We start from the raw sequence: 15,385 nt of genomic DNA on the forward strand, positions 1-15,385 counted from the left end.
TTCAGCCCCGCGCGGCGACGATCGCCGGGAACAGCGGCGCGGTGGCCGGATACTGCTTCGCGAAGCTCGCGTAGAGCTTGGCCTGCATCTCGCGGCGCACCGCGTCGCGGTCGGCCGCCGACATCGGCGCGAAGCTCATGCCACGCTTCTTCAGTTCCTGCTCGGCGTTCGCGGCGGTCTGGATCGCGGTCTGGCGCTGCTTGCGGGTGGCGTCCTGCACGGCCGCCTGGAACGGGCCGCGCAGGTCCGCCGGGAGCTTGGCGAGCGCGCGGCGGCCCATCGTCACGACGATCGGGCTGAACACGTGCTGGGTCTGCCAGCACGACTTCACCACCTCGTCGAACTTGCTCGCCAGCACGGTCGCGCAGTCGTGCTCGAAGCCGTCCACCACGCCGGTCTGCGCGGCCATGTAGAGCTCGCCGACCGGGATCGGGGTGGGCACCGCGCCCATCAGCCGGAACGTGTCCATGAAGGCCGGGGTGGGCAGCACGCGCAGCTTCATGCCCTTGAGCTCGGCCAGCGAGTGCACCGGCTTCTTGGTGAACACGTTGCGCCCGCCGAACGAGTAGCCCCAGGTGATGATCGAGCAGCCGGCGCGCTGCTGCAGCAGCTTGTCGAAGCTCGCGCCGACCGGGCCGTCCATCGCGCGGCCGACGTGGTCGAAGCCGTCGAACAGATAGCCGAGGTCGAGCATGCCGAGTTCGGGCAGCGCGGTGGCCCAGATCGACGAGCCCGCCACCATCATGTCCACGGCGCCCACCTTGACCTGCTGGACCACGTCGCTTTCCTTGCCGAGCTGGTTGTTCGGGAAGAAGTCGATGCGGATCCGGTCGCCGACGCTCGCCTTCAGGTTCGCGGCCAGATCCTGGTACCAGACGTAGTGCGCCGCGTTCTCGTTGGCCGGCATCGACGACGACAGCCGCAGCGCGACCGGCGCGTCGGCGCGTGCGAGGCCCGTGAGGCCGAGGCCCGCGGTGGCGAGCGAGGCCGCCGAGGCGGTCTGGAGGAAGCGTCTTCTCGAAATCGACTGCATGGTGTGGTGTCTCCTGGGTGCCGCGCCTGGCGCGAGTGGATGTCGTGAGTCGTCGCGACGGCCACGCAGCGACTGTATCGATTTAGTGTATCGATACAGTAAACCACGAAGCGCACCGCTGCAACTCGGTGTTTTCCCGCCGTCGGGGGGCGCGGTGCGCGGGACGGAGCAGGGAGGAACGCGTTTCGCTGCGACGAAATCTATCGCGGGATTGGCGGGCAGTTTCGTAGTTTTACGATGGCCCGACATGGGGTGATGACCGATAGTTCTTCGCGTTTCGATTGCGGCCGGTGTTCGGATACGCAAATAAAAACCAACGGGTGATTGAGAAAGAGGCAATACGACGTTGCCGGGGCGCGACGCCGGCCACGCCAGGTGTTCGGGAGCAAGTCAATTGGATGCGAAAGCAAACGGGGGTCTGCGGGGGATGCACGCAGCGCGATGGTTCTTCCGGTCCGGCATGGCCCGGCGATACGTAGTTCGAGGCGCCGGCGCGACGATGCTGGCCATCGGCATGGCCGCGCACGCGGCGTCCGCCGAGCCCGCGGCGCCGGCCGCGTCGCCCGCCTCGGCCGCCTCGGCCGCCGACCCCACCCCGTCCACCGCGTCCGGGCCCGCGCCGTCCGGCCCGAAGCTCAACGTCGGCGGCCTGTACGACTACCTGCCCGGCGATACCTCCTCGATCATGAAACCGATCCGCAACGACGGCGACGAAACCGGCTTCGTCGCCGTCGAGATCAAGCGCATCGTCTTCGATGCCGACGACCACCTTCACGAGTCGCCGCAGCCGAGCGACGGCGCGCTGGAGGACCGCCTGATCGTCAGTCCCAACCGGCTGATCGTGCCGCCGCAGGGCGCGCGCAGCACCCGCATCCTCTACGTCGGCAAGCGCGAGGTCGAGCAGTACTTCCGCGTGCGCTACCTGCCGGTCCAGCCGTCGCGCAAGGCCGGCTTCGACGTGTCGCCCGAGGTCGAGCGCCGGGCCGCCCGCGCCGGCATCAAGGTGCTGATCGGCTATGGCGAGATCGTGTTCGTGCGCCCGAGCCACGAGCACTACGACACGCGCTTCGACGACACACCCGACGCGCTGCGCATCGTCAACCACGGCAATACCACCGTGGTGCTCGACAACTACCGCGTGAGCGCCCGCAGCCATGCGGACGACGAGCCGTCGCGCCACTTCATCCTGCCGGGCCGCACGTTGACGGTGAAGAAACAGGATGTCCGGTCGATCGCGTTCGATCTCGAGGAAGGCCGGCATACGCGCCACAAGCGGTTCGATTTCTAGCCGGCCGCGCCGGTTCGCGCGGCGGGCCCGATTCGTCCGATTCGTTCGTTTCCATCTTTCCCGCTGACTGAAACGTCAGTGCCACGCGGCCGTTCCATGGCGGCCGCATTCATCAACCCAGGAGGTATTCAGTCATGCTTAGAAAGCTCTTTTTCCGATCCGCGATCGCCGCTGCCGCTGCGGTGGTCGGCGTCGCGCACGCCGACATCGTGCAGCAGAACATCCAGCTGCGCGCCACGGTGCCGTCCGGCACGTCCTACGTGAAGGCCGTGGGCGGCTGGCCGGCCGATGCGGTGGATTTCGTCTACGACGAAAACACGCAGAAGCTGCGCAACCCGCCGGTGATCGGCCTGCGCATGCGCAACAACATGGGCACGGGTTCCGGCGCCGGGGGCGTGATCCTGGCCAGCCTCTCGTACCCGATCGTGCTCAGCGACGGCGTGGCCACCGACGATCTGCCCGTGCAGGCCTCGATCAGCGGCAGCGCACTGACGACGCCGGTCGTGCTCAGCACGACCGGGCAGCAGATCTACAACGACAAGGCCGGCGCGGAAGTGGACGGCGCGCTGACGCTGCACGTGCAGGACGACGCGAAGCCGAAGCCGGGCCAGTCCTATCAGGGCACGGCCGCGCTCGTGTTCGACTTCCAGCCGGCGCCGGCGCAGTAATGCCCGCCCGTCGTTCATGATCCGCGTGCCAGACCGACCTCGTGCCGATCCGACTCCATCGCCTCGCCTGCGCAGCCCTGCTCGCATTTGCCGCCGCGCGCAGCTTTGCCGGACAGCTGGAGCTTCTGCCGGCCCGTTACATGAACGACCTGCCCGACGGCTTCGCGAACGCAATCCATGACGCGCCGCTGGCCGTTCGGGTGGAAGTGGACGGTCGCTATCTGGCCGACGCGATGGTGGTGCTGGACCGCCACGATCGCGTCACGCTCACGCAGATGATGGCGGGCGCCGAGAGCACGATTCCGCTCGAGCGGCGCAACGAGTACGAGGCCGTGCTGCGTCGCGGCCTGACGCTCGGCACCTGTTCGGGGCTCGACTGCCGCGCCGGCATCGTGCGCAGTGCGTTCGGCCTCGCGGATTCGAAGCTTGCCCTGTTCACGGACCGCGGCGCCGACGATGCCGCCGGCGCCGCCTATCTCACCACCCCCGCGCACGGCAGCGGCGGCGCGGTGCTCTCGCATGGCCTGTCGCTCGTGAGCGATCCGGGCGGCGGGGCGAGCAGCCTCAACTACGACCTGTCGATATCGTCGAACCTCGGCAGCTGGACCGCCTACTCGGACCTGCAGGTGGTCTACGAACACTACCGCTCGTTCGGCGGCTTCGGCGGCGACCAGTGGCGCAAGTACCTGAACGACGCCTACCTGCAGCGCGAGTTCCACGGTTATTACGCGCGCGCCGGGATCTTCGCGCCCGACAATTCGACCGACCAGGGCAACCTCGCGCCGCTGCCCTACGCCGATGCGGACACCATCGCGGGCTTCTCGATCGGCTCGTCGGACACGCTGCTGCGCTCCGACCGGCACGCGAGCATGATCCCGCTGACCGTCAACGCGAACCGCGCCGGCCGCGTCGAGATCTACAAGGACGGCCGGATGCTGAGCACGCGGGTGGTGCAGCCCGGCGTCACCGAACTGCCCACCGAGGATCTGCCGAACGGTATCTACACGGTGGAGGTGCGGCTCTACGAGGGCAACCAGCTGGTATCGAGCACGCCGGAGAGCATCTACAAGCCGACCAACTGGAACGGCCGCAGCCGCTGGCGGTTTCGTGTCTACGGCGGGCGCCGCTTCGCGCTGTGGGACGGCGCGTTCGACGATACCGGGCGCGGCGACTGGGCCGGCGGCGCGCAGCTCGGCTACCTGCTCACGCCGCGGCTGCGCGGTGGCGTGACGGTGTCCTACCAGGGCGACGACACGCCGGTGGGCCTGTTCGTCGACTACCAGTTCAACGACAGCGCACGGCTCTACGTGAATCCCTATTATTCGTCGCGGCGCGGCTCGGGCTTCGAGGTCCAGGGCACGCTGCGCGCGGGCACCGCGAGCCTGGCCGTCACGCACCGCTACGCGCAGCACAAATACAGCCGCCGCGTGCGCACCTACGACGGCAGCCCGCTGCCGGTCTACACCGACATTTCGCGCTACAGCAGCGTGGTCGGCTCATGGCAGATCAACGAGCACAACCGCCTGAGCACGAGCCTGCGGTTCGACCACGTCCACGCCCAGCACACCATCGACCTGTCGTTCTATCGCGATCTGGTGACCCACGGCGGCACGCAGATCCAGGCATTCGTGAGCCTGTACGACCGGCCGGCCGCCTGGACGGGCCGTGACATCCGCCAGCGCGAGCACGGCGTGATGATCGGCCTGACCGGTACCTTCGGGCGCGGCAGCGACCAGTTCAACGTCAGCACGGGCGCGGGCCGCACGGCGGCCGGCCTCGACCGCTCGGTGAACCTCGGCTACCAGCACAACTTCGCGCACGGCGTGGTGCAGTCGATCGACGTGGCCGGCAACTACGCGCGCGGCGGCAGCTCGGCCACGGCGTCGGCGCGCTTCTCGGCGCGTCACCTGAGCGGCGACGGCTACGTGCAGTACGCGACCGGCAGCGGCGACGCATCGCTGGGCCTGAACCTGCGCAGCACCACGGCGATCGGCGGCTGGGCGATCGGCGAGGCGGCCTCGGATCTCGGCGCGGCGCGCTCGGCGGTGGTGCTCGACGTCGGCTCCGATGGCGCCGCGCTGCCCGCCGGCCTGGTGGCGCGCATGAGCGACGGGCAGTTCGTGACGCTGCATGCGGGGCGCAACCTGGTGGCCGTCGATCCGTATCGCACCGCCTACCTGAGCTTCGACCAGCTGGACGGCAAGTCGGGCGGGGTGCGTTTCCATCCCGAATCGATGTCGGTGCAGCTGTTCCCCGGCGGCGTGGTGCATCGCAGGCTCGACGCGATCCGCACCATCACGGTGGTGGGGCGCGTCGTGGATGCGAACGGCCGGCCGCGCACCGGCATCCGCATCGTCAATCACGCCGGCCAGGCCTGGCCGGAGAGCGACGGCGTGTTCACGATGGAGGTGAGCCGGCAGCGGCCGACCATCGAGATCTTCGACGGCGGACATGACGTCTGCCACGTCGATCTGCGCCACCGGATCGTGCGGCCCGACGCGAGCGGGGTGGCCGTGCTGGGAGACCTGACATGTCGATGAAGCGATATCGGGCCGGCCTGATGGCGCTGGCGATCCTGACCGGCGCGGGTGCGAGGCACGACGCCGCAGCGTCCGACCTGACGCTCACCGCGACCTACCACGGCAACCTTGCCCAGACGAACGGCCACCTCGTCAACACGACGCCGCAGAGCGGCATGTGCGTCGATCATCCGCAGGCGTGCCCGCCGGGCAACTTCAGCATCCTGTTTCCGTGGGCCGGCAACGCCGGCGGCCATCTCGGCGTGAAGCAGCTGTCGAAGGACCCGAGCGCCCCGTTCGAGGACCGTTTCTATATCGGTTTCGACACCCCGTCGTTTACCTTCGTCACGATGGCGGACGATGCCGGCTTCACGCGTTCGCTCGACTTCCGGGTGACGTCGATCGGCCTGTCCGCCAACCGGTTCCCGGCGTCGCCTGCCGCGTCGATCGGGCATTCGGGCTGTGATTTCGTGGGCGGCACCGCATGGGGGCAGTCGCCGTTCTACGCGATGTTCAACAGCGCAAGCAGCGGATATTGCGTCTACTACGGGCCGCCGCAACCGGGCCTCGATTCGGTGGAAATCGGCGATGTCAGCTTCAGCTATCGGCTCACGCTGGATCAGCCGTGGACGTGGCGCCCCGGCGTCTATCGAGGCAGCTACCTGTACCAGTTCGGTCCGGGCAAAAACCTCGATTTCGGACGGAATTTCCAGGGCAACACCGACGACGTCATGCTCCATTTCGTGGTGTCGGTCGAACCGGACATGTACGTCCACTTCCTGAGGGACGACAACAGCAACGCGCTCACCGTTGAACTGGAGCCGATGAGCAGCTGGCTCGCCTGGCAGAGCCAGATGCCGCCGATCCTGACGGGCAGCACCGAGTTTGATTTCGGCGCGCGCGGACCGGTATCGATCAGCATGGTCTGCTTGTACTCGGTCGGCGATGGCTGCGGCATCGCGGAGGACGGCAGGACCCCGCCGATCGGCGTCGAGGTACTGCTGACCGACGCCGGCCTGATGGACGACACGGGCCGGCAGGCCATCAACAGCCGCCTGACGCATGCGCCGCGCGTGTTCACGCCGATTTCACCGCAAGGTACCGGCGTCCGGCGGGCGCGCCTGACGTTTCGCACCGTGCCCGGTGGGACCGGCCAGATGCGGCGCGGGCGGAGCTATGCCGGTTTGCTGGTCCTCACGTTCGATTCCGATCTCGACTAGCGCCTTCCTTCGCGCCGGCCGACTGTTTCGGTTTCGGGCCGATCGGCACGCCATGTCGCCACTTTTCCGCAACGGCGCGGCCGGCCGTTGCGGGGCATGGCGCGGCCGTGCATCGTGCCGCCGGTTCGCTTCGCGCCGATGCGGAAGGGTTCGCATCGGCCGCGCGCGCCGCTTCGCGCTTCATGAGACGCTCCGACCTGCCTGGCCACGCTACAGGGGATAACGTTCACGGGGTGCATGCGAACGGCTCGCGTCGGGACGAACCATCAGCCACCGACGCTTCACATCACAGCCTCGCCGCAAAACAGAACGAGAACGCCAACAACGGCTTGCCAAGCAGGTTTCACCTCGCCGCCGACCGGTCGCGGGTGCCGTCGCGCACCCCGCGTGGGCCGGTGCGCGAGCGTGGTAACGGCCTCACCTCGCCTGTCCCGACATGGCGGCCACGCGCACCAGCCGGGTGCGCGGCCGGATTTTCGTCGGCCATTCGAAAGCGAAAGGTCACGCACGTGACACGAATCCGCAAACGTTTGGCCTGGTTGCCGGGTATTTGGGGGTTGTAAGGGTTTACACCTACCTAAATTTTGAGATTGAGGCCGTTATCCCCTGCTGATGCCAAACGAGGGTCATCCCCTATTTGGCGACGAAAACGTTTGCCACCCGTCCGTCACGAACCGACGACGGGTGGCAAGGCGGGGTAACGAGGTAATGGGGAAAGGGGTGCGCGGCGACGTGCGGGTCGATGATCGGCCCGGGCGTTCGCGCGCGCATGGCACATGGGGGGGCGCGCCCGGTTCGGGCGGCCCGGGTGCAAGACATACGCAAAACGGAAAAAAACTGGGGAAACTCAACATGCGCAAGAATGTTAGGCATTCCGCCTGGCAGGGTGCGGGCTTGTTGCTCCTGTTATGGGGGCTATTCCTGCTCTCCGCGGTGCATGCGCGAGCGGCCGTCAAGCTGCCGCCAAGCAATCACATCCGGATCAACCTGGGTGCGACGCCGTGGAAATACATCAAGGACGTCGACGACCCGAATTCGATGCTGCCGTCGTTCGACGATTCGAAGTGGCAGTCGATCGGCGTGCCGCAGACGCCCGCCGACAACGACACCTTCATCAATCTCGAATCGGGCGGCGGCCAGGGCCAGCTGACCGGCAACACCAACTGGTACCGCAAGCACTTCACGCTCGATCCGTCGTATGGGCCGGATCAGCTGAACCGCAAGATCCTGGTCGAGTTCGAAGGCGCGCACACCGGCGTGCAGGTCTACATCAACGGCCACTTCATCCCGGGCAACAGCCAGGTGCAGGCGAACTCGCAGGCCACGCACGTGATCGGCTTCATCCCGTTCATCGTCGACATCACGCCCTACGTCCAGTTCAAGGACGCCAACGGCAACCCGGTCGACAACGTGCTGGCGGTGAAGGTCTCGCGCGGCGACAAGTTCTTCGAGTCGCCGAGCTTCTCCGGCGCGTTCCGCTTCGGCCAGGACGACACGGGCCTGTTCCGGCCGGTGTGGATGCACATCACCGACCGCGTCCACATCCCCGAGAACATCTACGCGGTGCTGAACACCTGGGGCACCTACGTGTCGACGGTGTCGGCCAACGACGCCTCGGCCACCATCCGCGTGCAGACCAACGTGCTCAACGAGTATTCGTCGAGCCAGCCGGTCACGCTGACGACGCAGATCGTCGACGCGGCCGGCAACGTCGTGGCCACCGCGCAGGACAGCAGGACGATCCCGGCCAACAGCTCGGGGCCGCTCAATCCGACGCTGTTCGACCAGGTGCTGACGGTGAACAACCCGACGCTCTGGTATCCGAACAACAGCACGTTCGGCCATCCGTACATGTACCGCGTGATCCACTCGGTCAGCATGAACGGCGTGGTGGTCGACACCAAGGAAAGCCCGCTCGGCATCCGCACCATCACCTGGGACCGCAACCTGCCCGTGATCAACGGGCACGAGCACTTCCTGTGGGGTGCCTCGGGCCGCTACGACTATCCGGCGCTCGGCTCGGCCGTGCCGCCGGACCTGCAATGGCAGGATCTGTCGCTGCTCGCGCAGGCGGGCGGCAGCTCGTATCGCCCGGGCCATTCGAGCCAGGGTCGCGAGTGGCTCGACGCCGCCGACGAGTACGGCATCATGATGCTGCAGCCCAGCGGCGACGGCGAGAACGGCTTCAGCGCGCTCTGCACCTCGGCCGGCCAGGGCAACTGCGTGACGCAGGACAACGTCACGCTGAAGGAAGAACTGCATCGCGACATGATCGTCCATGACCGCAACCATCCGTCGGTGCTCGCGTGGGAAGCGAACAACGGCAAGATGGACGAGGGCATCGCGCAGCAACTCAAGCAGATCTCGCGCCAGTGGGACCCGGTCAACACGCGCGCCCAGGCCGACCGCACGCCGGATCCGGCCAACGGCGACATCCTCGGCTGCAGCGGCCAGGGTTGCGACGTCAACGTCAAGCAGACCTACCCGAACTCGCCGGCCTACGGCTCCGAGTACTGGGGCGACGGTCTCGGCCGCTGGAAGTACGACTTCGAGATCCAGTTCGCGGCGTCCTACATTCGCGACTGGGTGCATAGCGTCGCCGGCAGGTCGTTCGGCATCGCGCACTGGTATCTGGCCGACACGCCGGGCGAAATCAACACCCAGACCGACGGCACGCCGAACAACGAAGTGCGTTCGAACGGCGCGTCGATGATGGACTGGAACCGCCTGCCGCGCCTGATCTACTACATCTACGAGGCGATCTGGACGCCGTACCAGATCAAGCCGGTGGTCAAGCTCGCGCATACCTGGAACCGCTCGGGCACGGTGCGCGTGAACGCGTTCAGCAACTGTCCGTCGGTGCAGCTGCGCCTGAACGGCCAGCTGATCGGCGGCGCGCAGGCGCCGAACGCGGTGAACTCGGATCCGTCCGCGGACATCACGCAGAACACCATGCTGCTGCCGGGCCAGGTCCACTGGGACAACATCACGTTCCAGCCGGGCACGCTCGTCGCCGAGTGTCTGAACGAGAACCTGCAGGTGGCCGCCACCGACACGCTGGTGACGGCCGGCCCCGCCGACCATCTGGTGCTGACGGTCGACCCGCAGATCACCAAGCCGGACGGCGACCAGTTCCAGCTCACCGCCAACGGCACCGACGCGGCCACGTTGACGGCCAAGGTGGTCGACGCGCAGGGCAACCTGGTACCGGACGCGGCCCAGACGCTGACCTTCAGCGTCAGCGGCCCGGGCACCTATCGCGGCGGCTCGGACCACTACGTGAACGACAACCAGCCGCAGGGCTGGCACGCGCCGGGCGATCCGAACCTGTCCGCCGAGGGCGGCATGGCGAAGATCGCGGTGCGCACCCAGTTCGCCACGGGCACCGTGCAGGTGACGGTCAGCGCGCCGAACCTCGGCAGCGCCAACGCCTCGTTCAACGTGGTGCCGGCCGTCGACGCGCAGGGCTTCAACGGCACCGGCACCACCGTCGGCCAGCAGGACCAGCAGGCGCCGCAGATCGTCACGCAGCCGGCCGACCAGGTCGTCACGCTCGGCCAGACCGGCACCTTCACGGTGCTGACGGCCGGCGCCACGCCGATCTCGTACCAGTGGCTGAAGAACGGCACGCCGATCGCGGGCGCGACGAGCTACAGCTACACCACGCCGGCGCTGCAGCAGGGCGACAACAACGCGACCTTCAGCGTGGAAGTCAGCAACACGATCGGCCACGTCAGCTCGCGCAACGCGGTGGTCACGCTGGTGCAGCCGGCCGCGCCGCAGATCGTCACGGCGCCGCTCGCGAAGAACATCACCGCGGGCCAGAGCGCCGAGTTCACGGTGCAGGCCTCGGGCTCGCCGGTGCTGTCGTACCAGTGGCTCAAGAACGGCGCGCCGATCGACGGGGCCACCTCGCCCGTCTATGACACGCCGGTGATGGCCGTCACCGACAGCGGCACGCAGTACAGCGTCACGATCACCAACAGCGCGGGCAGCATCACGTCCACGCCGGTGACGCTGACCGTGAACGTGGCCACGCCGCCCGTGATCGTCTCGGACCTGACCGACCAGAGCGTGCCGTTCGGCCAGAGCGTGACGTTCAGCATCAGCGCGAACGGCTCGAACCCGCTCAGCTACCAGTGGACCCACAACGGCCTGCCGGTCGGCGACAACTCCGCCAGCTATCTGATCACGCAGGCGCAGTCGAGCGATGCGGGCAGCTACGCGGTGACCATCACCAACAGCGCCGGCAGCGTCACCAGCCGCACCGCGACGCTCGACGTGAGCGGCACCGATGCGTCGAACCTCGCGCTGGGCGGCATCGCCAAGTCGAGCAGCGATCAGAACGGCGGCCTGGTGGCGGCCTACGCGATCGACGGCTCGATCGGCACGCGCTGGTCGTCGGCGCCGGAAGTCGATCCGTCGTGGCTCGAGGTCGACCTCGGCTCGGTGAAGACCTTCGACAAGGTCGTGCTGGTGTGGGAAAACGCCTACGCGTCGGAATACGACATTCAGGTCTCGAACGACGAGAAGACCTGGACCACCGTGTTCCCGAACGGCCAGCCCGACGGCGCCGGCAACACCACGGCACCGGTCGCGGGCGCGGGCGGCACCGAGACGCGCTTCTTCGCGAGCACCTCGGCGCGCTACATTCGCATGCTGGGCACGAAGCGCGCCACGCAGTACGGCTACTCGCTGTTCGAGTTCCAGGTGCTCGACGCCCCGCAGTGCGGCGCCGAGACCGAGCGCTTCACGCCGATCCCGGCGCAGGCCGGCACCTGGCATTCGACCATCCCGGGCCTGCCGGACGGCCCGTTCATCCCGACCGTGAAGGACAACGTCAGCGGCCTGACCTGGCAGCAGACCTACACCACCTTCGCGGCCGACGGCGCGCAGTTCACGCAGCAGATCGCCGAGCAGTACTGCCAGTCGATCGGCATGCGCGTGCCGACGCTGAACGAGGCGCTCACCGTGGCGCGCGCGAACTACGCCTCGTGCGCGTTCCCGTCGCCGTGGCGCACCTGGACCACCACGCCGGTGCCGAATCTCGCGAACAACGCGTGGCTCGTCGATTCGTCGGGCAAGTCCTGGCCGGGCATCATCAACAACACGCCGGCCTGGGTGATGTGCGTTTCCGGCCCGACCGTGCCGGCACCCGTGATCACCGCGCAGCCCGCGGCGCTCACCGCCAGCGAAGGGCAGAGCGCGAAGTTCACGGTGGCCGTCACCGGCACCGGTCCGCTCGACTACGAGTGGATGCGCAACGGCACGCTGGTCGCGATCACCACGATCCCGTCGTACACCACGCCGGCCCTCACGGTGGCGGGCGACAACGGCGCGATCTACACGGTCAACATCAGCAACGCGGGCGGTACCGTGAGCAGCGCGCAGGCGGCGCTGACCGTGGTGGCCGCGAGCACCGGCACCGGCGGCAGCGGCGGTACCGGAGGCGACGGCGGCAATGGCGGCACCGGCAACACGGGCGGCGACGGCGGCAATGGCGGCACCGGCAACAACGGTGGCGGCACCACCCAGCCGACCACGCCGAGCGCGAACCTGGCGCTCGGCAAGCCGACCACCTCCAGCGGCAACGAGAACGACGGCTTCGGCCCGGCCAACGCCACCGACGGCAGCACCAACTCGCGCTGGTCGTCGGCGTTCTCCGATCCGCAGTGGCTCGAGGTCGATCTCGGCTCGGTGCAGACCGTCGATCGCGTGGTGCTGCGCTGGCAGGATTCTTACGGGGTGGACTACAAGATCCAGACCTCGACGGACAACCAGCAGTGGAACGACGCGGTGACCAAGACCGGCGACACCGGCGGCAACGAGGACCTGCCGTTCCCGGCGCCGGTGCAGGCGCGCTACGTGCGCATGTACGGCACCAAGCGCTCGACGCAGTACGGCTACTCGCTGTTCGAGTTCGAGGTGTACAACACCGCGAACACGCCGAAGTTCACGCTGACGGCCACCACCACGGGCAGCGGCACGCTCACGCCGGCCGGCAACGCCTCGGTGCTGCAGGGCGGCAGCCAGACCTACCAGTTCGTGCCGGCCACGGGCGCCGCGGTGACGGGCGTGCAGGTCGACGGCCAGGACATCGGCATCGTCGATCACTACACGTTCGACAACGTGCTGACCCCCCACACGCTGAACGTCGCGTTCGGTTCGGCGGCGGGGGCGGTGAACCTGGCGCTGGGCTCGAAGGCGAGCGCCAGCGGGCTCGAGAACGACGGCTATCCGGCCTCGAACGCGATCGACGGCGACCTCAACACGCGCTGGTCGTCGAACTTCGCCGACGATGCCTGGATCACGCTCGATCTCGGCAAGGAAACCGCGTTCAACCGCGTCGTGCTGAACTGGGAGAACGCCTACGGCAAGCAGTACCTGATCCAGGCTTCGCACGACAACGTGGACTGGTCGAACACGGTCTACACGCAAAGCACCGGCAAGGGCGGCATCGAGGATCTGCCGCTGCCCAACACCACCGCGCGCTACATCCGCCTGCAAGGGCAGCAGCGCGCGTCGGGCTACGGCTACTCGCTGTTCGAGTTCGGGGTCTACAACGACCCGGCGCGCGCGTCGAGCGGCACCGGCAGCGGTAGCGGCACGGGTACGGGTACCACCCAGCCGCAGCCGACGCCGAGCCCGTTCGTCGAGCAGCCCATCGCGCAGGCGGTGCCGGTGGGGCAGAACGGCCACTTCGCCGTGATGCTCTCGGGCACCGGCTACACGTACCAGTGGCTGCTCGGCGGCCAGCCGATCGCCGGCGCGACCAGCCGGACCTACGACACGCCGGCCACCGTCGCCACCGACAGCGGCAAGGTGTACAGCGTGGCGGTGACCGGGCCGGACGGCACGGTCACCACCTCGGGCACGGCGCTGCTCACGGTCGACACGACGGTACCGAAGTACACCGTCAAGTCGGGCGTGATCGGCGTGGATCTGGTGAACAACACGCAGGGCACCTACACCGATGACCAGGTGTACATCGCGGTGATCGCGCGCGATCCGGCCACCGGCCAGTTCGCGTGGCTGAAGCCGGACGGCACGATCGTGGCGTCCACGGTGGCCGACAACGACGCGCCGAACCACCTGACCGCGCCCAACGGCCAGAACTACAGCAACTACTTCTTCACGCTCGCGCAGAGCAGGACGCTGCAGTTGCCGCCGCTGTTCTCGGGCCGGATCTTCGTGTCGCTCGGCTCGCCGCTGTTCATCAAGATCAACACGGACGCGGCCGGCAACATCGGCTTCGCCCCGCCCGATCCGAACAACGCCACCGACCCGAGCCTCGGCATCCCGTTCGACTGGTACGAGTTCGCCTACGGCAGCAACGGCCTCTGGATCAACACGACGCAGGTCGACGAGTTCGGCTTCCCGCTCACGGAAGACGTCTACTCGGCGAACGGCACCGTGCATCAGCGCACCGGCATCACGCAGCGCCGCGCCGACCTGTTCCAGGCGTACACGCACGAAGTGTCGGCGGCGTTCCAGCCGTCGGCGCCGTCGAACTTCCGCATCATGGCCCCGGCCCACGACTCGTTTGCTGCCGGCAAGGCCAACGGCAACTACTTCGACGGCTACGTCAACGACATGTGGACGTACTATGCGTCGAACGATCTGCCGGTGGTGGCGGGCGCGCGCGCGTTCGTCGGCCGCGCGTCGGGCACGCAGCTGGTGTTCGGCGAGGTCGATCAGCACAACGGCCAGTTCCTCGGCAGCACCTATGCCGTGAACAAGCCGTCCACGCAGGACGTGCTGCTCTGCAACGGCGTGTTCCTCGACGGCGACGGCACGCAGCAGCAGATCGAGGCGCAGATCTGCGCGGCGATCAACCGCCACGTGATGGGCGACGCGACCAAGTGGAACGTGCCGTCGGCGTACTACGCGGCCTCGCCGTACAACGAGTACGCGCGCTTCTGGCACGACCACGGCGTCAGCGGTCTCGACTATGGCTTCTCGTTCGACGACGTGAACAACCAGAGCTCGACCGTGAACGTGCCGAATCCGGAGCACGTCGTGCTCGGCATCGGTTACTGATGCCGCGCGGCCGATGACGGCAGCGGCACAGGCCGCACAGGACGGGCGCCCGTATCGCGGGCGCTCCTCCTTTTTCGAGATTTTCGTGAAGGATCACCGATGAATGACGGGATGGCAGGGATGAGGGCGATGCGGGACGCGCAGCTGCGCAACGCGCAGGACGGGCGCGACCCGCGGCAGGCGCGACGCGCTTCGCGGCGCGCGGGACGCGGCTTCACGCTGCTCGAACTGCTGGTGGTGCTGGTCATCATCGGCATGCTGGCGGCGATCGTCGGGCCGCGTTATTTCGCGCAGCTCGGCAAGTCGCAGGTGACGGTCGCCCGCGCGCAGATCGACGTGCTGACCAAGGCGGTCGACAACTTCCGGCTCGACGTCGGCCGGTTCCCGACCGCCGAGGAAGGGCTGGCGTCGCTGGTGGTGCGCCCGGCCAGCGCGGACAAGTGGAACGGCCCGTACCTGAAGAAGGAAGTGCCGCTCGATCCGTGGGGCCATCCCTACGTCTATCAGGTGCCCGGCACCAAGGGCGACTACGCGGTGATCTCGTATGGCCGCGACGGGCAGCCCGGCGGCGCCGGCGAGGATGCCGACATCAGCAGCGAATGACGCTTCGGCGGTCC

General features: G+C 67.9%; 7 protein-coding genes. 6 read left to right on the forward strand and 1 reads right to left on the reverse strand.

Annotated features, from left to right (window positions below):
- Position 1: 1 nt before the first annotated feature.
- Positions 2-1,033, reverse strand: coding sequence for a TRAP transporter substrate-binding protein (locus BpN12_RS15140; RefSeq protein WP_246796399.1), 1,032 nt, complete (start codon positions 1,031-1,033; stop codon positions 2-4).
- 394 nt (positions 1,034-1,427) lie between these two features.
- Here BpN12_RS15140 and BpN12_RS15145 point away from each other — a divergent pair, with 394 nt between their 5' ends.
- From BpN12_RS15145 to gspG, 6 genes are all read left to right on the forward strand, one after another.
- Positions 1,428-2,321: a hypothetical protein gene (locus tag BpN12_RS15145; protein ID WP_246796400.1), complete on the forward strand. Its 894-nt coding sequence runs from the start codon at positions 1,428-1,430 to the stop codon at positions 2,319-2,321.
- 134 nt (positions 2,322-2,455) lie between these two features.
- A complete protein-coding gene (locus tag BpN12_RS15150) occupies positions 2,456-2,989 on the forward strand; it encodes a CS1 type fimbrial major subunit (protein WP_246796401.1) in 534 nt (177 codons plus the stop codon).
- Positions 2,990-3,129: 140 nt separating this feature from the next.
- Entirely contained in the window at positions 3,130-5,529 is a 2,400-nt protein-coding gene (locus tag BpN12_RS15155) for a TcfC E-set like domain-containing protein (RefSeq protein WP_246796402.1), read from the forward strand.
- Positions 5,530-5,549: 20 nt separating this feature from the next.
- Entirely contained in the window at positions 5,550-6,728 is a 1,179-nt protein-coding gene (locus BpN12_RS15160) for a hypothetical protein (RefSeq protein WP_246796403.1), read from the forward strand.
- Positions 6,729-7,622: 894 nt separating this feature from the next.
- A complete protein-coding gene (locus BpN12_RS15165) occupies positions 7,623-14,768 on the forward strand; it encodes a discoidin domain-containing protein (protein ID WP_246796404.1) in 7,146 nt (2,381 codons plus the stop codon).
- Between the two features lie 129 nt (positions 14,769-14,897).
- Positions 14,898-15,371 (forward strand): type II secretion system major pseudopilin GspG, encoded by a 474-nt coding sequence (gene gspG, locus BpN12_RS15170; protein ID WP_425306365.1) that lies wholly within the window; start codon positions 14,898-14,900, stop codon positions 15,369-15,371.
- Positions 15,372-15,385 lie beyond the last annotated feature (14 nt).

The sequence above is a fragment of the Burkholderia perseverans genome, from assembly GCF_022870505.1.
Lineage (GTDB): Bacteria > Pseudomonadota > Gammaproteobacteria > Burkholderiales > Burkholderiaceae > Burkholderia > Burkholderia plantarii.